21 protein-coding genes are annotated in these 21,642 nt (G+C 60.1%); 16 read left to right on the forward strand and 5 right to left on the reverse strand.

The genetic code is table 11. The annotated features are described in order from the left end of the window. Window positions 1-17 precede the first annotated feature (17 nt). Together BFN10_RS19985 and zapE are read left to right on the forward strand one after the other, a co-directional pair. On the forward strand, window positions 18-1,373 hold the full coding sequence (locus tag BFN10_RS19985; protein ID WP_071491118.1) for a tryptophan--tRNA ligase: 1,356 nt from the start codon (window positions 18-20) through the stop codon (window positions 1,371-1,373). A gap of 79 nt (window positions 1,374-1,452) precedes the next feature. After that, the gene (gene zapE / locus BFN10_RS19990) at window positions 1,453-2,547 is read left to right on the forward strand and encodes a cell division protein ZapE (protein WP_071491119.1); all 1,095 of its coding nucleotides are present in this window, start codon (window positions 1,453-1,455) and stop codon (window positions 2,545-2,547) included. A gap of 68 nt (window positions 2,548-2,615) precedes the next feature. Here the strand turns inward: zapE and BFN10_RS19995 are convergent, their stop codons facing one another. After that, window positions 2,616-3,536, reverse strand: a complete 921-nt coding sequence (locus BFN10_RS19995) for a GlxA family transcriptional regulator (RefSeq protein ID WP_170856032.1) — start codon at window positions 3,534-3,536, stop codon at window positions 2,616-2,618. A 220-nt stretch (window positions 3,537-3,756) separates the two neighbouring features. Between BFN10_RS19995 and BFN10_RS20000 the strand changes: the two genes are divergently transcribed. Further along, window positions 3,757-4,893 carry an acyl-CoA dehydrogenase family protein gene (locus BFN10_RS20000; protein WP_071491121.1) on the forward strand — a complete coding sequence of 379 codons (1,137 nt, stop codon included), beginning with the start codon at window positions 3,757-3,759 and terminating at the stop codon, window positions 4,891-4,893. 113 nt (window positions 4,894-5,006) lie between these two features. On the opposite strand, the gene BFN10_RS20005 is transcribed toward BFN10_RS20000, so the two are convergent. Then, window positions 5,007-6,047, reverse strand: a complete 1,041-nt coding sequence (locus BFN10_RS20005) for an NADP(H)-dependent aldo-keto reductase (protein WP_071491122.1) — start codon at window positions 6,045-6,047, stop codon at window positions 5,007-5,009. Window positions 6,048-6,295: 248 nt separating this feature from the next. On the opposite strand from BFN10_RS20005, the gene rplM reads away from it, so the two are divergent. The 8 genes from rplM (at window position 6,296) to BFN10_RS20045 (ending at window position 12,093) form a co-directional block, all read left to right on the forward strand. After that, on the forward strand, window positions 6,296-6,724 hold the full coding sequence (rplM, locus tag BFN10_RS20010; protein ID WP_003188508.1) for a 50S ribosomal protein L13: 429 nt from the start codon (window positions 6,296-6,298) through the stop codon (window positions 6,722-6,724). 14 nt (window positions 6,725-6,738) lie between these two features. After that, on the forward strand, window positions 6,739-7,131 hold the full coding sequence (gene rpsI, locus BFN10_RS20015; RefSeq protein ID WP_002555064.1) for a 30S ribosomal protein S9: 393 nt from the start codon (window positions 6,739-6,741) through the stop codon (window positions 7,129-7,131). A 266-nt stretch (window positions 7,132-7,397) separates the two neighbouring features. Further along, window positions 7,398-7,991, forward strand: coding sequence for a ubiquinol-cytochrome c reductase iron-sulfur subunit (gene petA / locus BFN10_RS20020; protein WP_016976232.1), 594 nt, complete (start codon window positions 7,398-7,400; stop codon window positions 7,989-7,991). Continuing rightward, window positions 7,991-9,202, forward strand: coding sequence for a cytochrome b (locus BFN10_RS20025; protein ID WP_003171746.1), 1,212 nt, complete (start codon window positions 7,991-7,993; stop codon window positions 9,200-9,202). The genes petA and BFN10_RS20025 overlap by 1 nt, the downstream gene beginning before the upstream one ends. Next, complete coding sequence (locus BFN10_RS20030) at window positions 9,202-9,981, forward strand: cytochrome c1 (protein WP_071491123.1); 780 nt, start codon at window positions 9,202-9,204, stop codon at window positions 9,979-9,981. The genes BFN10_RS20025 and BFN10_RS20030 overlap by 1 nt, the downstream gene beginning before the upstream one ends. Before the next feature lie 149 nt (window positions 9,982-10,130). Next, window positions 10,131-10,748, forward strand: a complete 618-nt coding sequence (locus BFN10_RS20035; protein ID WP_049710008.1) for a glutathione S-transferase N-terminal domain-containing protein — start codon at window positions 10,131-10,133, stop codon at window positions 10,746-10,748. Window positions 10,749-10,765: 17 nt separating this feature from the next. Then, window positions 10,766-11,185 (forward strand): ClpXP protease specificity-enhancing factor, encoded by a 420-nt coding sequence (locus BFN10_RS20040; RefSeq protein ID WP_071491124.1) that lies wholly within the window; start codon window positions 10,766-10,768, stop codon window positions 11,183-11,185. 158 nt (window positions 11,186-11,343) lie between these two features. Next, entirely contained in the window at window positions 11,344-12,093 is a 750-nt protein-coding gene (locus BFN10_RS20045; RefSeq protein ID WP_071491125.1) for a FadR/GntR family transcriptional regulator, read from the forward strand. Window positions 12,094-12,117: 24 nt separating this feature from the next. On the opposite strand, the gene BFN10_RS20050 is transcribed toward BFN10_RS20045, so the two are convergent. After that, window positions 12,118-13,275, reverse strand: a complete 1,158-nt coding sequence (locus BFN10_RS20050; protein ID WP_071491126.1) for a phospholipase — start codon at window positions 13,273-13,275, stop codon at window positions 12,118-12,120. 234 nt (window positions 13,276-13,509) lie between these two features. Between BFN10_RS20050 and kdgD the strand changes: the two genes are divergently transcribed. The 5 genes from kdgD to BFN10_RS20075 all read left to right on the forward strand — a co-directional run bounded on the left by kdgD (window position 13,510) and on the right by BFN10_RS20075 (window position 20,055). Next, entirely contained in the window at window positions 13,510-14,421 is a 912-nt protein-coding gene (gene kdgD, locus BFN10_RS20055; protein ID WP_071491127.1) for a 5-dehydro-4-deoxyglucarate dehydratase, read from the forward strand. 54 nt (window positions 14,422-14,475) lie between these two features. Then, window positions 14,476-15,921: an aldehyde dehydrogenase family protein gene (locus BFN10_RS20060; RefSeq protein WP_071491128.1), complete on the forward strand. Its 1,446-nt coding sequence runs from the start codon at window positions 14,476-14,478 to the stop codon at window positions 15,919-15,921. A gap of 98 nt (window positions 15,922-16,019) precedes the next feature. Further along, window positions 16,020-17,384, forward strand: a complete 1,365-nt coding sequence (locus BFN10_RS20065; RefSeq protein WP_071491129.1) for an MFS transporter — start codon at window positions 16,020-16,022, stop codon at window positions 17,382-17,384. 11 nt (window positions 17,385-17,395) lie between these two features. Further along, a complete protein-coding gene (garD, locus tag BFN10_RS20070) occupies window positions 17,396-18,949 on the forward strand; it encodes a galactarate dehydratase (protein WP_071491130.1) in 1,554 nt (517 codons plus the stop codon). A gap of 164 nt (window positions 18,950-19,113) precedes the next feature. Next, window positions 19,114-20,055 (forward strand): AEC family transporter, encoded by a 942-nt coding sequence (locus BFN10_RS20075; RefSeq protein ID WP_071491131.1) that lies wholly within the window; start codon window positions 19,114-19,116, stop codon window positions 20,053-20,055. A gap of 107 nt (window positions 20,056-20,162) precedes the next feature. Here BFN10_RS20075 and BFN10_RS20080 read toward each other — a convergent pair whose 3' ends face one another. Continuing rightward, on the reverse strand, window positions 20,163-20,546 hold the full coding sequence (locus tag BFN10_RS20080; protein ID WP_071491132.1) for a carboxymuconolactone decarboxylase family protein: 384 nt from the start codon (window positions 20,544-20,546) through the stop codon (window positions 20,163-20,165). After that, complete coding sequence (locus BFN10_RS20085) at window positions 20,543-21,589, reverse strand: calcium/sodium antiporter (protein WP_071491133.1); 1,047 nt, start codon at window positions 21,587-21,589, stop codon at window positions 20,543-20,545. Before BFN10_RS20085 ends, BFN10_RS20080 begins: the two co-directional genes overlap by 4 nt. Window positions 21,590-21,642 lie beyond the last annotated feature (53 nt).

The following is a 21,642-nucleotide window of genomic DNA, read 5'->3' on the forward strand; positions in this document are numbered from 1 at the left end:
CTGATAAGCGATTACCCATGACGACTCGTACCCGTATCCTCACCGGCATCACCACCACCGGCACGCCGCACCTGGGCAACTATGCCGGTGCGATTCGCCCGGCGATCCTCGCCAGCCAGGACGCCAATGCCGACTCTTTCTACTTCCTGGCCGACTACCACGCCCTGATCAAATGCGATGACCCGCAGCGCATCCAGCGCTCGCGCATGGAAATCGCCGCGACCTGGCTGGCCGGTGGCCTGGATGTGAACCGGGTGACGTTCTATCGCCAGTCGGACATCCCGGAAATCCCCGAGCTGACCTGGCTGCTGACCTGCGTGGCCGCCAAGGGCCTGCTCAACCGCGCCCACGCGTACAAGGCCTCGGTGGACAAGAACGTGGAAGCCGGCGAAGACCCGGATGCGGGCATCAGCATGGGCCTGTACAGCTACCCGGTGCTGATGGCAGCGGACATCCTGATGTTCAACGCACACAAAGTGCCGGTGGGGCGCGACCAGATCCAGCACGTGGAAATGGCCCGTGATATCGGCCAGCGCTTCAACCACCTGTTCGGCAACGGTAAAGAATTCTTCACCATGCCCGAGGCGTTGATCGAAGAAAGCGTCGCCACCTTGCCGGGCCTGGATGGCCGCAAGATGTCGAAAAGCTACGACAACACCATCCCATTGTTCACCAGCGCCAAGGACATGAAGGACGCCATCTCGCGGATCGTCACCGACTCCCGCGCCCCGGGCGAAGCCAAGGACCCGGACAATTCGCACCTGTTCACCCTGTACCAGGCGTTTGCGACCAAGGCGCAGGAAGAAGAATTCCGTGCCGAACTGCTGCAAGGGCTGGGTTGGGGCGAGGCGAAGAACCGCCTGTTCCACCTGCTGGACGGCCAGTTGGGTGAAGCCCGCGAGCGCTACCATCAACTGATGTCGCGCCCTTCTGACATGGAAGACCTGCTGCTGATCGGCGCCAAGAAGGCCCGTGCCGTGGCGGCGCCGTTCCTGGCTGAACTGCGTGAAGCGGTGGGCCTGCGTTCGTTTGTCAACCAGGCTGCGGCACCGGTCGCCGCCAAGAAGAAGGCGGCGAAAGCCGCGCGCTTCGTGAGCTTTCGCGAAGACGATGGTAGCTTCCGCTTCCGTCTGCTGGCCGCAGATGGCGAGCAACTGTTGCTGTCGCGCAACTTTGCCGACGGCAAGGCGGCCGGTGCCGTGACCAAGCAACTGCAAAGCGGCGACGCGCTGGACCTGCGCACCGAGGCACTGGGTTTCAGCGTATGGCTGGACGGTGCCGCCGTGGCCGATAGCGCCGAGTTCGCCGACGAGGCATCGCGTGATGCCGCCATCGCCGCCCTGCGCGTTGCGTTGACCCCCCTCGAGGATTAACCCGACCAAGGGTTGATTGCCATTATCCAGGGCCGTCGTTACAGTGACGGCCCGTTTTTGTTGCCTTGCTAACGAAATTATGACGCCCCTAGAACGATATCAAGCTGATCTGAAACGCCCTGAATTCTTCCATGACGCGGCCCAGGAAACGGCGGTGCGTCATCTGCAGCGCCTGTACGATGACCTGCTCGCGGCCTCGCAAAGCAAGCCAGGGATGTTCAGCAAGCTGTTTGGCAAGAAAGACCACACGCCGGTCAAGGGCCTGTACTTCTGGGGTGGCGTGGGCCGGGGCAAGACCTACCTGGTGGACACCTTTTTCGAAGCGCTGCCGTTCAAGGAAAAGGTCCGGACGCACTTTCACCGCTTCATGAAGCGCGTGCACGAAGAGATGAAGACCCTGCCGGGCGAGAAAAACCCGCTGACCATCATCGCCAAGCGTTTCTCCGAAGAAGCGCGGGTGATCTGCTTCGATGAGTTCTTCGTCTCCGACATCACCGACGCCATGATCCTCGGCACCCTGATGGAAGAGCTGTTCAAGAACGGCGTGACCCTGGTCGCCACCTCGAATATCGTGCCCGACGGTTTGTACAAGGACGGCCTGCAACGCGCACGCTTCCTGCCGGCCATTGCGCTGATCAAGCAGCATACCGAGATCGTCAACGTCGACAGCGGCGTCGACTACCGTCTGCGTCACTTGGAACAAGCGGAGCTGTTCCACTTCCCGCTCAATGAGGCGGCCCACGAAAGCCTGAAAAAGAGCTTCCGTGCCCTTACGCCGGAATGCACCCAGGCGGTGGAAAACGACAAGCTGGTGATCGAGAACCGCGAAATCATCGCGCTGCGCACCTGCGACGACGTGGCCTGGTTCGAGTTCCGCCAACTGTGCGACGGCCCGCGCAGCCAGAACGACTACATCGAACTGGGCAAGATCTTCCACGCGGTGATCCTGAGCGGCGTGGAACAGATGAGCGTCACCACCGACGACATCGCGCGACGTTTCATCAACATGGTCGACGAATTCTACGACCGTAACGTCAAGCTGATCATCTCGGCGGAAGTCGAGCTCAAGGACCTGTATACCGGCGGGCGCCTGAACTTCGAGTTCCAGCGCACGTTGAGCCGCTTGCTGGAAATGCAGTCCCACGAGTTCCTCTCGCGCGGACACAAACCCTAAGATCGATGTAGATCAAACTGTGGGAGGGGGCAAGCCCCTTCCCACATTTGCCTTGTGTACGCTCTGACTCAGGCAGCCTGCTGGAATTGCTGGCGATACTGGTTCGGTGATAATTCAGTGTGCTGCCTGAACAACCGCGCAAAGAAACTCGCATCGTCGTAACCCACCTCATAACTGATGGTCTTGATGCTCTTGCGGCTGCCCGAGAGCAGGCCCTTGGCCGTCTCGATCCGCAGGCGTTGCAGGTAATGCAGCGGCTTGTCGCCGGTGGCGGTCTGGAAGCGGCGCATGAAGTTGCGGATGCTCATGCCGTGTTCCCGGGCGACGTCTTCGAAGCGGAACTTGTCGGCGAAATGCTCTTCGAGCCAGTGTTGGATCTGCAGGATGATCACGTCCTGGTGCAGCTTCTGACCGCCAAACCCGATACGTCCTGGCGAATAGCTGCGCTGCACTTCGTAGAGGATATCGCGGGCCACGGCCTGGGCGATGTTGGCGCCACAGAAGCGTTCGATCAGGTAGATGTAGAGGTCGCATGCCGAGGTGGTGCCGCCGGCGCAATACAGGTTGTCGGCGTCAGTGAGGTGCTTGTCCTGGTTGAGCTGGACCTTGGGGAAACGTTCGCCGAACGCATTGAAGAAACGCCAGTAGGTGGTCGCTTCCTTGCCATCGAGCAGGCCGGCTTCGGCCAGCCAGAATACCCCGGTGGCTTCGCCGCACAACACAGCACCGCGTGCATGCTGTTCGCGCAGCCACGGCAGCACTTGCGGGTAGCGGGCGCACAAGGTGTCGAAGTCATCCCAGAAGGCCGGCAGCACGATGATGTCGGCGTCTTCGAGGCCGCCGTCCACCGGCATGATCACATCACTGAAACTGCACACCGATTGCCCATCGGGGCTGACCAGGCGTGTTTCAAACCCTGGCGTCAGCCCCAGGCCTTGTTGCTTGCCGTAACGCAGGCTGGCGAGGTGGAAGAAATCCTTGGCTTGCATGAGGGTGGAAGCGAATACCCGATCAATGGCCAAAATGCTGACGCGCCGCAAGGGCGTGGAGATTTGGTTAGACATAATTTCATTTATTCTTATAGGGGAAAGTGGTCACCAGACGGCTGGATCGTCTTATTTTTTGTCGCATGTGTCCAGTGTCCCGTGCTGCCTTCGCGGCATAGTCTCTGGGGGCTCGCTCTTGTCCGACAATCCATGCAGGTGACCCATGATTCCCAGAACCTTGTTCAGCCCGGAACACGAACTCTTCCGCGAGAGCGTGCGCACCTTCCTCGAAAAGGACGCCGCGCCGTTCCATGGGCAATGGGAGAAACAGGGCTACATCGACCGCAATTTGTGGAGCAAGGCGGGGGAGGCGGGCATGCTCTGCTCTCACCTGCCGGAAGAATATGGCGGGCTGGGCGCGGACTTTTTATACAGTGCGGTGGTGATCGAAGAGATCAGCCGGCTGGGCCTGACCGGCATCGGCTTTTCCCTGCATTCGGACATTGTGGCGCCTTATATCCTGCATTACGGCAGTGAAGCGCTGAAACACAAATACCTGCCCAAGTTGATCTCCGGCGAGCTGGTCACGGCGATTGCCATGACCGAGCCGGGCGCCGGTTCCGACTTGCAAGGCGTGAAGACCACGGCGGTGCTGGACGGCGATGAGTACGTGATCAACGGCTCCAAGACCTTCATTACCAACGGCTACCTGGCCGAGTTGGTCATCGTGGTCGCCAAGACCGATCCCAAGGCTGGCGCCAAGGGCACCAGCCTGTTCCTGGTGGAGGCCGACACGCCGGGCTTCGACAAGGGCAAGCGCCTGGAGAAGGTGGGCATGAAGGCCCAGGACACCTCGGAGCTGTTCTTCCAGGATGTGCGGGTGCCCAAGGAAAACCTGCTCGGCCAGGCCGGCATGGGCTTCGCCTATCTGATGCAGGAGCTGCCTCAGGAACGGTTGACCGTGGCGATTGGCGCTTTGTCGTCAGCCGAGGCGGCGTTGGAGTGGACCCTGGCGTACACCCGTGAACGCCAGGCGTTCGGTAAGGCGATTGCCGATTTCCAGAACACCCGCTTCAAGCTGGCGGAGATGGCGACCGAGATTCAGATTGGCCGTGTGTTTGTCGACAAGTGCATGGCGTTGCACCTGGAAGGCAAGCTGGATGTGCCCACAGCGGCGATGGCCAAGTACTGGGCTACCGACCTGCAATGCAAGGTGCTCGATGAGTGCGTGCAGTTGCACGGAGGCTACGGCTTCATGTGGGAATACCCGATTGCCCGGGCCTGGGCGGATGCGCGGGTGCAGCGGATTTATGCGGGGACCAATGAGATCATGAAGGAGATCATTGCGCGGGCGCTTTGATTGGGCGGTTCTGCTGATGGCCAAATCGGGGGCAAGCCCCCTCCCACACTTGAATGTATTCACAGATCAAAATGTGGGAGGGGGCTTGCCCCCGATAGCGGTCTTAAGATCAATCAAGGCGCTGGGTTCGGGTGATCCTTCTGAATCGCCTCAATCCCTTCCAATACCTCTTTCGACAGTTTCAGATCCGCACTGGCAATGTTGCTGTCCAGTTGCCCCAGGCTTGTCGCGCCAATGATGTTGCTGGTCACGAACGGTTGCTGCGTCACAAACGCCAACGCCATCTGCGCCGGGTCCAGCCCATGCTCCCGCGCCAGTGCAACGTAGCGGCTGCATGCCGCTTCCGACTGCGGGTTGAAGTAACGGCTGAAGCGGCTGTATTCCGTCAGTCGCGCTTTCGCTGGGCGGGCGCCATTCTCATATTTGCCGCTGAGCATGCCGAACGCCAGGGGCGAATACGCCAGCAGGCCGCATTGCTCGCGAATCGCGACTTCCGCCAGGCCCACTTCAAAGCTGCGGTTGAGCAGGTTGTAGGGGTTCTGGATCGACACCGCACGCGGCCAGCCACGGGCTTCGGCCAGGGCGAGGAACTTCATGGTGCCCCACGGCGTTTCGTTGGACAGGCCGATGTGGCGGATCTTGCCGGCCTTCACCTGCTCATCCAGCGCTTCGAGGGTTTCTTCCAGCGGGGTGAGGTTGTCTTCGTCCTTGTGCTTGTAGCTCAGTTGGCCGAAGAAGTTGGTACTGCGTTCCGGCCAGTGCAGTTGGTAGAGGTCGATCCAGTCGGTCTGCAGGCGCTTGAGGCTGGCGTCCAGGGCTTCGACGATGTGCTTGCGGTTGTGGCGCAGGTGACCGTCGCGGATGTAATCGATGGTGTTGCCGGGGCCAGCGATCTTGCTGGCGAGGATCCAGTCGGCACGGTCGCCACGGCTCTTGAAGTAATTACCGATGTAGCGTTCGGTGGTGGCATAGGTGTCGGCCTTGGGCGGCACCGGGTACATTTCAGCGGTGTCGAGGAAGTTGATCCCCGCGCCCTTGGCCCGCTCGATCTGCGCGAAGGCCTCTGCCTCGCTGTTCTGCTCGCCCCAGGTCATGGTCCCCAGGGCTATCGCGCTCACGTTCAGATCCGTACGGCCCAGCTGTCGATAATCCATCGGGTACTCCTTCAGGGAAAACAATCATAAAAGCAGGTTGAATTTTTTTTCGCAATCTGCATAATTGCCCACCTCTTTCTGCAGTGGAAGTGATGCGCCGCCTGCCGAAGAATCTTGCCGTTGAACGGACGCGCCGACCCGAGCCCCCGATAGCGTCTGTATCCGGCTGCCTTTGACTTGTCAAAGTACGCACTATTCAGTAAGATCCGCCGTCTAATTTACAGGGCGGCCCCTGAGGCTATTAAAGAATGACAACTTTTACTGCAAAACCGGAAACAGTTCAGCGCGACTGGTTTGTCGTCGACGCCGCTGGTCAGACCCTGGGTCGTCTGGCCACTGAAGTCGCCAGCCGTCTGCGTGGCAAGCACAAGCCTGAGTACACCCCTCACGTTGACACCGGTGACTACATCGTGATCATCAACGCTGAGCAGGTTCGTGTAACCGGCAACAAAGCAAGCGACAAAATGTACTACCGTCACTCCGGTTTCCCAGGCGGTATCAAGTCTTCCAACTTCGAAGGCCTGATTGCCAAGAAGCCTGAAGCCCCGATCGAAATCGCGGTCAAAGGCATGCTGCCTAAGGGCCCACTGGGTCGCGATATGTTTCGCAAGCTGAAAGTCTATGCGGGCGCTGTACACCCTCATGCTGCTCAGCAGCCCCAAGAACTGAAGTTTTAACGGAATAGTTCATTATGTCGGCGACTCAAAATTACGGCACTGGCCGTCGCAAAACCGCAACCGCTCGCGTTTTCCTGCGTCCGGGTACTGGTAACATCTCGATCAACAACCGCTCCCTGGACAACTTCTTCGGCCGCGAAACTGCCCGCATGGTAGTTCGTCAGCCGCTGGAACTGACCGAGACCGTTGAAAAGTTCGACATCTACGTCACCGTTATCGGTGGCGGTGTAAGTGGTCAAGCTGGCGCAATCCGCCACGGTATCACTCGCGCTCTGATGCAGTACGACGAAACCCTGCGTGGCGCTCTGCGCAAAGCTGGCTTCGTGACTCGCGATGCTCGTGAAGTTGAACGTAAGAAAGTCGGTCTGCGTAAAGCGCGTAAGCGTCCGCAGTACTCGAAGCGTTAATTCGCTTTACGTTCCACAAAAACGCCCAGCCTCCTCACGGAGCTGGGCGTTTTTTATTGCCTGCGATTTATGCAGAAAAATCGCCGTGACAACTTGCCACATCCGTAGACCCCCTATACTACAAGGCCTGGAGGCTGAGCCCCGGGCAATTCCCTTGTCAGACGTGGGGCTTTTCATTACCATTCGGCAAAATTTTTATAAGTAAAGATTCAACACTTAGTAGACGCCTGATTTAACAGGCCAAAAAGCTGATGGGAGAGGACTGAATGAGCAATGACGGCGTGAATGCAGGCCGGCGTCGCTTCTTGGTAGCAGCCACATCCGTGGTGGGTGCTGCAGGAGCGGTGGGGGCTGCGGTCCCGTTCGTGGGGTCATGGTTTCCCAGTGCCAAGGCGAAAGCCGCAGGTGCACCGGTGAAGGTGAATATCAGCAAGATCGAGCCAGGCCAGCAGATGATTGCTGAGTGGCGCGGCCAGCCGGTGTTCATTGTTCGTCGTACCGAGGAAATCCTGGGGAATCTCAAGAAGATCGAAGGCCAGTTGTCTGACCCCAAATCCGAGAAGTCCGACCAGCCCGCCTACGCCAAAAACGAAGTGCGTTCGATCAAGCCAGAGATCCTGCTGCTGGTCGGTCTGTGTACCCACCTGGGTTGTTCGCCAACCTTCCGCCCGGAAGTGGCCCCTGTCGACCTGGGCAAGGATTGGGTCGGCGGTTATTTCTGCCCCTGCCACGGCTCACACTACGACCTCGCTGGCCGCGTCTACAAATCCCAGCCTGCTCCCCTGAACCTGCCGGTTCCTCCGCACACCTACGAAACTGACGACCTCATTGTCATTGGCCTCGATAAGGAGAACGCGTGATGAGCAAGTTCATGGATTGGGTGGATGCGCGCTTCCCCGCCACTAAAATGTGGGAAGACCATCTCAGCAAATATTACGCGCCGAAAAACTTCAACTTCTTCTATTTCTTCGGCTCCCTGGCCCTGCTGGTGCTGGTCAACCAGATCGTCACCGGTGTGTGGCTGACGATGAGCTACACCCCGTCGGCGGAAGAGGCGTTCGCCTCCGTCGAGTACATCATGCGTGACGTCGAGTACGGCTCGATCCTGCGTCTGCTGCACTCCACCGGCGCCTCGGCATTCTTCATCGTCGTCTACCTGCACATGTTCCGTGGCCTGCTCTACGGCTCGTACCAGAAGCCGCGTGAGCTGGTGTGGGTGTTCGGCATGCTGATCTACCTGGCGTTGATGGCCGAAGCCTTCATGGGTTACCTGCTGCCGTGGGGCCAGATGTCGTACTGGGGCGCCCAGGTGATCATCTCGCTGTTCGGTGCGATCCCGGTGATCGGCAACGACCTGACCCAGTGGATCCGGGGTGACTACCTGATCTCCGGCATCACCCTGAACCGCTTCTTCGCCCTGCACGTTGTGGCTCTGCCGATCGTGATCCTGGGCCTGGTGGTGCTGCACATCCTGGCGTTGCACGAGGTCGGCTCCAACAACCCGGATGGCGTGGACATCAAGAAGCACAAGGACGAAAACGGCATCCCGCTGGATGGCATTCCGTTCCACCCTTACTACACCGTGAAAGACATTGTCGGTGTGGTGGTGTTCCTGTTCGTGTTCTGCTCGATCGTGTTCTTTTTCCCGGAGATGGGCGGTTATTTCCTGGAGAAGCCTAACTTCGAACAGGCCAACGCCTTCAAGACGCCCGAGCACATTGCCCCGGTCTGGTACTTCACGCCGTTCTACGCGATCTTGCGCGCGATCCCCGACAAGCTCATGGGCGTGATCGCCATGGGCGCGGCCATCGCGGTGCTGTTCGTGTTGCCTTGGCTCGACCGTAGCCCGGTCAAGTCCATGCGCTACAAGGGCTGGCTGAGCAAGATCTGGCTGTGGGTGTTCTGCATTGCCTTCGTCATCCTGGGCGTCCTCGGTGTATTGGCGCCAACCCCAGAGCGTACGTTGCTGTCGCAGGTCTGCACCTTCCTGTACTTCGCCTACTTCATTCTGATGCCGTTCTACACCCGGCTCGAGAAGACCAAACCGGTTCCGGAAAGGGTGACTGGCTGATGAAAAAGTTATTCGTTGCTTTGATGCTTGCGGCGCTGCCGCTCCTGTCCTTCGCCGCCGAGCACGGTGGCCCGGCGCTGGAAAAAGTCGATATCGACGTGTCTGACAAGGCCGCCATGCAAGACGGCGCGCGTACGTTCGCCAACTACTGCATGGGCTGCCACAGCGCCAAGTTCCAGCGTTACGAGCGGGTGGCCGATGACCTCGGTATCCCCCATGAAATGATGCTGGAGAAACTGGTGTTCACTGGTGCCAAGATCGGCGACCACATGACCATCGGCATGAAGCCCGCCGACGCCAAGACCTGGTTCGGCGCGGCACCGCCCGACCTGACCCTGGTGGCACGTGTACGCGGCACCGACTGGCTCTACGGCTACCTGAAATCCTTCTACGAAGACCCGGCGCGCCCTTATGGCGTGAACAACCGTGTGTTCCCGAACGTCGGCATGCCTAACGTTCTGGTCGGCCTGCAAGGCAAGCAAGTGGTAGGATGCAAGCAGATTCAGGTCGTTGAAGACGGCAAGAAGCAATACGATCCGTTGACCGGCACACCTTTGACTCATGAAGCGTGCGATCAACTGAAGATAGAAACCCCAGGTTCGTTGACAGACGAGCAGTTCGACGAGAAGGTCAAGAACCTTGTGACCTTCCTGGCCTACTCGGCCAACCCGGTCAAACTGCAGCATCAGCGCATCGGTACCTATGTGTTGCTGTACCTGGCGTTCTTCTTCGTATTCGCCTATCTGCTCAAACGCGAATACTGGAAGGATGTGCATTGATCCAACCGTAAGCAATTGCTGTTAATCTTGCGCGCCCAGCGGCATCTCTGAATACGTAGCGGTCTGGTTGTTCCAGGCGTTACAGAGATGCTCTCTGGGCGCGCTCGTTTTTGAGCTTTCGATAATTTCAACAAGCGAGGAGGACCGCCATGGGCGTGACCAACCGGTTGGCCTGTTACTCCGACCCCGCCGACCACTATTCCCACCGAGTACGCATCGTGCTCGCAGAGAAGGGTGTCAGCGCCGAGATCATCAGTGTGGAAGCAGGTCGTCATCCACCCAAACTGATCGAAGTGAACCCCTACGGCAGCTTGCCCACCCTGGTCGATCGTGACCTGGCGTTGTGGGAGTCGACCGTCGTGATGGAATACCTGGATGAGCGTTACCCGCATCCACCCTTGCTGCCGGTGTACCCGGTGGCGCGTGCCAACAGCCGCCTGCTGATCCACCGGATCCAGCGTGACTGGTGCGGGCTGGTGGATTTGATTCTGGATACCCGCAGCAAAGAGGCGGCACGTGTACAGGCGCGTAAGGAATTGCGCGAAAGCCTGACCGGCGTTTCGCCGCTGTTCGCCGATAAGCCTTTTTTCCTCAGTGAGGAACAAAGTTTGGTGGATTGCTGCCTATTACCGATACTCTGGCGTTTGCCGATTCTTGGTATTGAACTGCCGCGGCCAGCCAAGCCGCTGCTTGATTACATGGAGCGCCAGTTTGCGCGTGAGGCTTTCCAGGCGAGTCTGTCTGGTGTCGAACGCGATATGCGCTAAGGCTTAAGGAGCCGCTGATGAACTCCAGTCGACCCTACCTGGTCCGTGCGCTCTATGAGTGGATTGTGGACAACGATTGCACCCCGCACATGCTGGTCAATTCCGAATTTCCTGCGGTTCAGGTACCGCAGGGTTTTGCCAGCGACGGGCAGATTGTGCTGAACGTATCACCCAGTGCCGTGCGCCACCTGCACATGGACAACGAAGCGGTCAGCTTCGAAGGGCGTTTCGGCGGCGTGCCGCATACGCTGTACGTGCCGATTGGCGCCATCCTCGGCATCTATGCCCGGGAGAATGGCCAAGGCATGGTGTTCGATCTGGAGTCGCCTTTCGAGGACGACGAATCGATCGAAAGCGAACAGGGCGATGATCAACCTCCACCGGATTCCGAGCCACCGCGTCCCAGCGGCCGGCCGAGCCTGAAAGTGGTGAAATAAACGGCGTTCCCCTCGGGGTTTGCCGAAAAAATGCCTCGACTTGTGTCGGGGCATTTTTTTGCGTGAAGGATGTGGATGAAAGTCGCGCCCGGACGGTGATCGTACAACCACCATGGGCTATGATGCGTGCTCACGTTCACCGAGAAAGATGATTCATCATGGAAAACGCCCACACCGCCCCTCGTCTTCCCCGCAAGCGCCGCAGCCTTGCCCAGGAATTGGTCACGGTGTTGTCCGAGCAGATCCGCGATGGCCAGCTCAAGCGGGGCGACAAGTTGCCCACCGAGTCGGCGATCATGGAGGCCCATGGGGTCAGCCGCACGGTGGTGCGGGAGGCTATCTCACGTCTGCAGGCGGCGGGACAGGTGGAAACCCGTCATGGTATCGGCACCTTTGTGCTGGACACGCCGAGCCCGAGCGGCTTTCGCATCGACCCGGCCACTGTGGTGACATTGCGTGATGTGCTGGCGATTCTTGAGCTGCGTATCAGCCTGGAAGTGGAGTCCGCCGGTCTTGCAGCTCTACGTCGCAGCGACGAACAACTGGCCGCCATGCGCGCTGCGCTCGATGCCCTGAATGAAAGTGCGGCCCACGCAGGCGACGCGGTGGCCTCCGACTTTGCCTTCCACCTGGAAATTGCCCTGTCCACCGGCAACCGCTACTTCACCGACATCATGACCCACCTCGGTACCAGCATCATTCCGCGCACCCGCCTGAATTCAGCGCGCCTGGCTCATGATGACCAGCAGCACTACATGAGCCGTTTGAGCCGCGAACACGAAGAGATCTATGAGGCGATTGCCCGCCAGGATTCGGATGCGGCGCGGGCGGCGATGCGATTGCATTTGACCAACAGCCGTGAGCGGCTGCGCCATGCCCATGAAGAGGCGGAGGCGCAACGCATCTAGAAGTGCTGCCTGTAGGCGCGGTTGTCAGTTTGTCGGGGTGTTTGGCTTGTAGTCCTTGAGCAGCAGGTAAGTACTCCACCCCCACCAATCATTCGTCCAGCGCTTGTCGTTCAGGTCATTCACATCCTTGCGGCGCAGCACCTTGTCTCCCTCCATCTTGAACAGCGGCGAAAAGTTGTTCGCCGGGTTCTGTGTCGCATTCAGGTCGGGCACATACAGCGGTGCCTTGAAGTTGGCCGGGGAGGGCGCGGCACCACTGATAAACGTATCGAAGATCTCATCGGCTGAGGCTTGCACCGCACGTTTGACCTGCATCCGGTTGTCCGCATCGATATCATCGAAGTAGCGCTTGTCCCCATACGCATGCCATTGATCGCCCATGGCATTGCGTACGTTGAGCCCGAACTTGCTGTCTTCGTCATGCATGAAACGACTGATCAGCGAGCCCAGTTCACCGGGTGTCACCACCGCTGCCAGTTGTTTGCGCGGTACACGCAAGTGGCCTGCGGAGAACAGATCGGTCAAAAAATGATCGGCAAAACTGTTCATGGCATAGGCCAGTTCCAGCGCCTGGTCGGTACCGGTCTGATGGGCCACGACGGCTTGTTGCAACGCCGCCGTATGCCCTGCCAGGTACGCGGACAGCGCCCATTCGCCGAAGTGATCGGCATTGTCCGCCGCCAACTTCAAATAGCGCCCCAGTGGAATCGGCGCCGACACCGCGCTGCCACCGCCGGTGATGCGGTTCCATTCCTCAGACAACGTATCACCCAAGGCGTCGTAGGCTTCATGGGCTTGCTTGCCATCCTTGATCGCCTGTTTGACCGCGTTGATCTCCTTTTGCATCACCGCGAGGATCTTGTGCGCTTCTTCCCGTGAAGCGGGCAGCACGGCGAGCGTGTTGAAAGCAGCGGTAAAACGTTGCACGCGTTCGGCCGGGGAGGTGCCATCGCTGATGGGTTGGCCGGGGATGCCATAGAAGTCGCCGCCCAAGGCAATGACCTGGCCATAGGTCAACGCCAGCCCGTTGGGCAGGTGCAGCTCGACTTGGCGGGCGGGAATTGCCGGGGCGTCCTTGGCGAAGCGCAGCAGGGTGTCGTCGCCGATGGCGGTGTGTTCACCCCCTTCGAAACGCAGAACAGGTGGTTTCTTTTCGGATACTGCGAGATCAAGACCTGACATGTTAGCTCCTTGCTATGTCGTAGGAATCTTCCGTAATAGATGTATGTATATACAGTTGTTGAGAGCATAGAGGAAAAACTTCCTACGTCAAGACGGCGCCCTTTAACCCCTCGTTGAATGAAGTCTGATCAATTGCAGTTGACGAATCTTTTTATAGTTGTACGATGACGTACGACATCACCAAAACCAACAACAACCTTTCGATAGAAAGTCTTCGCCCAGGGTGTTCGAATAATGAATCCACAAGAACTGAAGTCCATCCTCTCCCACGGTCTGCTGTCTTTCCCGGTGACCGATTTCAACGCCCAGGGTGACTTCCACCAGGCGGGCTACATCAAGCGCCTGGAATGGCTCGCCCCTTACGGCGCGACTGCCTTGTTCGCTGCCGGCGGCACCGGTGAGTTTTTCTCCCTCGCCGCCAGCGAATATTCCCAGGTGGTGAAAACCGCCGTAGATACCTGCGCCACCAGCGTGCCGATCCTGGCCGGTGTCGGCGGTTCGACCCGCCAGGCCATCGAATACGCCCAGGAAGCCGAACGCCTCGGTGCCAAGGGCCTGCTGCTGCTGCCGCACTACCTCACCGAAGCCAGCCAGGACGGCGTTGCTGCTCACGTTGAAGCGGTGTGCAAGTCGGTCAAGATCGGCGTGGTGGTCTACAACCGCAACGTATGCCGCCTGACTGCGACGCTGCTGGAACGCCTGGCCGAGCGCTGCCCGAACCTGATCGGCTACAAGGATGGCCTGGGCGATATCGAGTTGATGGTGTCGATCCGCCGTCGCCTGGGTGACCGTTTCAGCTACCTCGGTGGCCTGCCGACGGCAGAGGTTTACGCCGCTGCCTACAAGGCCCTGGGCGTGCCGGTGTACTCCTCGGCGGTGTTCAACTTCATCCCGAAAACCGCGATGGATTTCTACCACGCGATTGCCAAGGACGATCACGCCACCGTCGCCAGGATCATCGACGACTTCTTCCTGCCGTACCTGGATATCCGTAACCGCAAGGCCGGTTACGCGGTAAGCATCGTCAAGGCAGGTGCAAAAATCGCCGGCTACGACGCAGGCCCGGTGCGCACGCCGCTGACCGACTTGCTGCCGGAAGAGTACGAAGCCCTGGCCGCGCTGATCGACAAGCAAGGCGCGCAATAACCTATCTACAAGGCCGCTGAGCAATCAGCGGCCTTTTGCGTCAGGAGAAGATTTGTGTCCCAAGCCCAACGTTTCGATAACTACATCAATGGCCAGTGGGTGGCCGGTGCCGACTATTGCGTCAACCTCAACCCGTCGGAGTTGTCCGATGTCATTGGCGAGTATGCCAAGGCGGATGTCGCTCAGGTCAACACTGCCATTGATGCCGCCCGTGCCGCATTCCCAGCCTGGTCTACGTCCGGGATCCAGGCGCGTCACGATGCCTTGGATAAAGTCGGCAGCGAGATCCTCGCCCGTCGCGAAGAGCTCGGCACCCTGCTGGCCCGTGAAGAGGGCAAGACCCTGCCCGAAGCCATCGGTGAAGTGACCCGTGCCGGTAATATCTTCAAGTTCTTTGCCGGTGAATGCCTGCGCCTGTCCGGTGACTACGTGCCGTCGGTACGCCCAGGCGTCAACGTTGAAGTCACCCGTGAAGCCCTGGGTGTGGTCGGCCTGATCACGCCGTGGAACTTCCCGGTCGCCATCCCCGCGTGGAAGATCGCCCCGGCCCTGGCCTACGGTAACTGCGTGGTGATCAAGCCTGCCGAGTTGGTGCCGGGCTGTGCCTGGGCGTTGGCCGAAATCATTTCCCGTGCCGGTTTCCCCGCCGGTGTATTCAACCTGGTGATGGGCAGCGGTCGCGTGGTTGGCGATGTGCTGGTCAACAGCCCGAAGGTCGATGGCATCAGTTTCACCGGTTCTGTGGGTGTTGGGCGCCAGATCGCCGTCAGCTGCGTCTCGCGCCAGGCCAAAGTGCAGTTGGAGATGGGCGGCAAAAATCCGCAGATCATCCTCGACGACGCCGACCTCAAGCAGGCCGTCGAGCTGTCGGTACAGAGCGCTTTCTACTCCACCGGCCAGCGTTGCACCGCTTCCAGCCGCCTGATCGTGACCGCGGGTATCCACGACCAGTTCGTCGCGGCCATGGCGGAGCGCATGAAGTCGATCAAGGTCGGCCACGCCCTCAAGAGCGGCACGGACATCGGCCCAGTGGTTTCCCAGGCCCAGTTGGACCAGGACCTCAAGTACATCGACATCGGCCAGAGCGAAGGTGCGCGGCTGGTCAGCGGTGGCGGCCTGGTGACCTGCGACACCGAAGGCTACTACCTGGCACCGACGCTGTTTGCCGACAGTGAAGCTGCGATGCGTATCAGCCGTGAAGAGATCTTCGGCCCGGTGGCCAACGTGGTGCGCGTGGCGGACTACGAAGCGGCGCTGGCCATGGCCAACGACACCGAGTTCGGGCTGTCGGCGGGCATTGCCACCACCTCGCTCAAATACGCCAACCACTTCAAGCGCCATTCCCAGGCCGGGATGGTGATGGTCAACCTGCCGACTGCCGGTGTGGATTACCACGTTCCTTTCGGTGGCCGTAAGGGCTCATCCTATGGTTCGCGTGAGCAAGGTCGCTATGCGCAAGAGTTCTACACCGTGGTGAAGACCAGTTACATCGGGTCGTAAGACGCATCACCTTGTGGGAGCCGGATGCCTGCCGGCTCCCACACTAAAAACAGAAAACCATTACCCGCAAAAAAAATAATTAGTGGGAGTACTTCTACATGCAAGCGACCAAGCCGACCCACGTCCGCTATTTGATCCTGCTCATGCTGTTCCTGGTGACCACGATCAACTACGCCGACCGGGCCACCATCGCCATCGCAGGTTCCAGCCTGCAAAAAGACCTCGGCATCGACGCGGTCACCCTCGGTTATATCTTCTCTGCATTCGGTTGGGCCTACGTGGCCGGGCAAATCCCCGGTGGCTGGCTGCTGGACCGGTTCGGCTCGAAAAAAGTCTATGCCCTGAGCATCTTCACCTGGTCCCTGTTCACCGTGCTGCAAGGCTATGTCGGTGAATTCGGGGTCTCCACCGCCGTGGTTGCGCTGTTCATGCTGCGCTTCATGGTGGGCCTGGCCGAAGCGCCATCCTTTCCCGGCAACGCTCGGATTGTGGCCGCCTGGTTCCCTACCGCCGAGCGCGGTACGGCATCGGCGATTTTCAATTCGGCGCAATACTTTGCCACCGTGCTGTTTGCGCCGCTGATGGGCTGGATTGTCTACCGCTTCGGCTGGCAGCACGTGTTTATCGTGATGGGCGTGATCGGCATCATTTTCTCGCTGATCTGGCTGAAAGTGATCCACAGCCCGCGCCAGCACCCGATGATCAACGAAGCCGAGTTCAACCATATCGCGGCCAACGGCGCCATGGTCGATATGGACCAGGACAAAGGCAAGGGCAAGAAAACCGACGGGCCGAAGTGGGATTACATCCGCCAGTTGCTGACCAACCGCATGATGCTCGGCGTCTACCTGGGCCAGTACTGCATCAACGGCATCACCTATTTCTTCCTCACCTGGTTCCCGGTGTACCTGGTGCAGGACCGGGGCATGACCATCCTCAAAGCCGGTTTCATTGCTTCGTTGCCGGCAATCTGCGGGTTTATCGGTGGCGTGCTCGGTGGGGTAATTTCCGATTACCTGCTGCGCAAGGGCCATTCCCTGACCTTCGCGCGCAAGGCGCCAATCATTGGTGGCCTGCTGATCTCCAGCAGCATCGTGGCGTGCAACTACGTGGATATCGAATGGATGGTGGTCGGCTTCATGGCCTTGGCCTTCTTCGGCAAGGGCGTTGGCGCACTGGGTTGGGCGGTGGTGTCCGACACCTCGCCGAAACAAATCGCCGGCCTCAGTGGCGGCTTGTTCAACACCTTCGGTAACCTCGCGTCGATCACCACGCCGATTGTCATCGGCTACATCATCAGCACCACCGGTTCGTTCAAATGGGCCCTGGTGTTCGTCGGCGCCAACGCACTGGTAGCGGTGTTCAGCTATCTGGTCATCGTTGGGCCGATCAAGCGTGTAGTACTCAAAGAGCCGCCCACCAAGGGGCCTGAGTTGACCCACCTAACCGAAGCGCATTCCTGAGGGGCGATGTAATGCAGTTGATTGAACATGCCGACTCGCCGCGCTCGATTCGTTTGCACGAGCGCGACAACGTGGTGATCGTGGTCAATGACCAGGGCGTCCCGGCCGGGACCGAGTTCCCGGACGGCCTGGTGACCGTGGATTTCATCCCCCAGAGCCACAAAGTGACCCTGGAAGATATCCCCGAAGGTGGCCAGATCATTCGCTACGGCCAGATCATCGGTTATGCGCTGGCACCGATTCCACGCGGCAGCTGGGTGCAGGAAGATCAACTGCGCATGCCCACCGCGCCGCCGCTGGACAGCTTGCCGCTGTCCACCGAGGTGCCTGAAACCCAGGCGCCACTGGAGGGCTTTACCTTCGAGGGGTATCGCAACGCCGACGGCACCGTGGGTACGCGCAATATTCTCGGCATCACCACCACGGTGCAGTGCGTCACGGGCGTGCTGGACCATGCGGTCAAGCGCATCAAGGATGAATTGCTGCCCAGGTACCCGCATGTCGATGACGTGGTGGCGCTGACCCACAGCTACGGCTGTGGCGTGGCGATTACCGCCACGGACGCCTACATCCCGATCCGCACCGTGCGCAATCTGGCGCGCAACCCGAACCTGGGGGGCGAGGCCCTGGTGATCAGCCTGGGCTGCGAGAAATTGCAGGCCGGGCAGGTGATGCACGACAACGACAGCTCGGTGGACCTGAGTGAGCCCTGGCTGTATCGCCTGCAGGACTCCAGCCACGGGTTTACCGAGATGATCGAGCAGATCATGGAGCTGGCGGAGGTGCGCTTGAAGAAGCTCGACCAGCGCCGTCGCGAAACAGTGCCGGCGTCCGAGCTGATCCTGGGCATGCAGTGCGGCGGCAGTGATGCGTTCTCTGGCATCACCGCCAACCCGGCGCTGGGCTATGCCTCGGACTTGCTGCTGCGGGCCGGGGCGACGGTGATGTTTTCCGAGGTCACTGAAGTACGGGATGCCATCTACTTGCTGACTTCGCGTGCAGAGACGAAGGACGTTGCCCAGGAGCTGGTCCGGGAAATGGATTGGTACGATCGTTACCTGGCCAAGGGCGAAGCGGATCGCAGTGCCAATACCACGCCGGGCAACAAGAAGGGCGGGTTGTCGAACATTGTCGAGAAGTCCCTGGGTTCCATCGTCAAGTCCGGCAGCAGCGCGATCAACGGTGTGCTTGGTCCGGGTGAGCGTTTCAAGGGCAAGGGCCTGATCTTTTGCGCAACGCCGGCCAGTGACTTTGTGTGCGGCACCTTGCAACTGGCGGCGGGGATGAATCTGCACGTGTTCACCACCGGGCGTGGCACGCCGTACGGCCTGGCGATGGCGCCGGTGGTGAAGGTGTCGACGCGTACTGAGCTGGCGCAGCGCTGGCCGGACCTGATCGATATCGACGCCGGGCGCATTGCCACCGGGCGTGCGACTATCGAGGAGCTGGGCTGGGAGCTGTTTCACTTCTACCTGGATGTGGCCAGCGGCAAGAAGCAGACATGGGCGGAACACCACAAGCTGCATAACGACATCACCTTGTTTAACCCGGCGCCTATTACCTGAGACCGAGTCGCCTGCATCGGGGGCAAGCCCCCTCCCACATTTTGAACGGTGAGCACCGTCAGAGGTGGGAGGGGCTTGCCCCCCGATAGCGGTAGACCAGACGAAGCGGCCTGCACTGGCTTATCATTAGCCACCTAACGACGCTCACCAAGGTTCTCCCCGGCATGCTGGCAATTTTCCTCTCCACCCTCACCATCACCGCGCCGGTGTTTGCCATGCTGTTCCTCGGTGTGTTGCTCAAGCGCATCAACTGGATCAACGACAACTTCATCCATACGGCCTCGTCCCTGGTGTTCAACGTCACCATGCCGGCGTTGCTGTTCCTCGGCATCCTGCATGCCGACCTGCATTCGGCGCTCAAGCCGGGTTTGCTGATCTATTTTGCCGTCGCCACCTTGCTCAGCTTTGCCCTGGCCTGGGGCTGGGCGATCTTTCGTTGCCCGCGTGAAGACCGGGGCATCTACACCCAGGGGGCGTTTCGCGGTAATAACGGCGTGATTGGCCTGGCGCTGGCCGCCAGCATGTACGGTGACTACGGCATCTCCCTCGGCGCGATCCTCGCAGCGCTGGTGATCCTGTTCTACAACACGCTGTCGACCATCGTGCTGGCGGTGTACAGCCCGGTGATCAAGTCCGACCCGTGGAGCATCTGCAAGAGTGTACTGGCCAATCCGTTGATCATCAGCGTGATCGCGGCGGCGCCGTTCGCCTATTTCCAGATCGGCCTGCCCGGTTGGCTGGAAAAATCCATGCAGTACCTGGCGGACACTACCTTGCCGCTGGCATTGATCTGCATCGGCGGCACCTTGTCACTGACGGCTTTGCGCAAGAGCGGCAACATGGCATTGAGCGCAAGCCTGATGAAGATGGTCTGGCTGCCGGTGGTCGCCACCCTGGGCGCCTGGCTGCTGGGCTTTCGCGGGGCGGAGTTGGGGATTCTGTTCCTGTACTTCGGCGCACCGACCGCCGCGGCGAGCTTCGTGATGGCCAGGGCGGCCGAGGGCAACCATGAACTGGCGGCAGCGATTATCGTGATCACCACCTTGATGGCGGCGGTGACCACGAATATCGGGATCTTTGTGTTGCAGGCGGGTGGTTGGATCTGAACGCCCGGGTGCCTGTGAGGGCCAATCGGGGGCAAGCCCCCTCCCACATTGGACGGGCGAGCACATTCAAAGTGGGAGGGGGCTTGCCCCCGATAGCTATCTGACCGTCACTGCTGATCGGTCTGATACGCGTCGATCACTTCCTGCGCGGCACGGAACGCATCAATCGCCGCCGGCACGCCGGCATACACCGCGCAATGCAGCAGTGCTTCGCGGATTTCCTCCACGGTACAACCGTTGTTCAGTGCGCCGCGCACGTGGCCCTTCAATTCCTGCGGGCACTTGAGCGCGGTCAGGGCGGCGAGGGTGATCAGGCTGCGGGTCTTCAGCGGCAACCCTTCGCGGTTCCATACGCTGCCCCAGGCATGTTCGTTGACGAAATCCTGCAACGGCTGGCTGAACTCGGTGGCATTGCCCAGGGCGCGGTCGACGAACGTATCGCCCATGACCTGGCGACGCATTTGTACCCCGGGCTTCTTCTGATCGGTCATTGCGCTTCCCTCTTGTGTTGGCGGCGCCAGGCTTGCAGCGTGCTGAACACCAGGAAAGCCACCAGCACTGGCAGGACGTAATACAGCATCAGTTGTTCAAGCTTGTTGGCCAGGGGCATGCCCGTGGTGAACGCCATCACGTGCAGCCCGTACGCCAGATACAGGCCCAGCAGTACCAGGCCTTCGGCGCGGGTCACGCGGTAACCGGTGTAGAACACCGGCAGGCACAGCACCACCACGCCGAGCATCACCGGCAGGTCGAAATCCAGGGCATTGGGCGACACCGACAGCGGAGACGGGGCGAGCAGGGCGGTCAGGCCCAACACGCCGAGCAGGTTGAACAGGTTGCTGCCGATCACGTTACCCACGGCAATGTCCCGCTCGCCGCGCAAGGCGGCGATCAGTGACGTCGCCAGGCAGGGCAGGGAGGTGCCGACACCGATCAGGGTCAGCCCGATCACACGTTCCGACAGGCCCAGGTCGCTCGCCACATCCACCGCCGCGCCCAACAGCAAATGCCCGGCCAGCACCAGGATCAGAAAACCACCGATCATCAGCACCACGCTGCTCAGCCACGGCGCCCTGGCCACCGTGTCCAGGGTGCGCGGGCGGCGGGAGTGGCGCGTCTGGTAGTGCAATACGCCGAGGTAAGCGAGCAGGGCAACAAGCAGCATCAGGCCGTCGATGGGCGTGAGTTCTTCGTTGGCCGCCAGGGTGAACACCAGCAGCCCGGCCAGGATCATCACGGGGATGTCCAGGCGCACCAACTGGCGTGAGACCCGCAGCGGAATAATCAGCGCCGACAGGCCCAGGGTCACCAGGATGTTGAAGATGCTGCTGCCGATCACGCTGCCCACGGCGATATCAGTATTGCCGGCCAGGGTGGCTTGCAGGCTGACAGTCATTTGCGGTGCGCTGCTGCCGAAGGCGACGATGGTCAGGCCGATGATCAGTGGCCGCACCTTGAGGCTAGCGGCCAGGCGCACGGCGGCACGCACCAGGATTTCGGCACCGAGGATCAGCAGCACCAGGCCGCTGACCAATTCCAGCAGGCTCCAGGGCGAGAGGGCGGTTAATCCGAAAATGGCCAGGGCTC

The sequence above is a fragment of the Pseudomonas extremorientalis genome, assembly GCF_001870465.1.
Lineage (GTDB): Bacteria > Pseudomonadota > Gammaproteobacteria > Pseudomonadales > Pseudomonadaceae > Aquipseudomonas > Aquipseudomonas extremorientalis.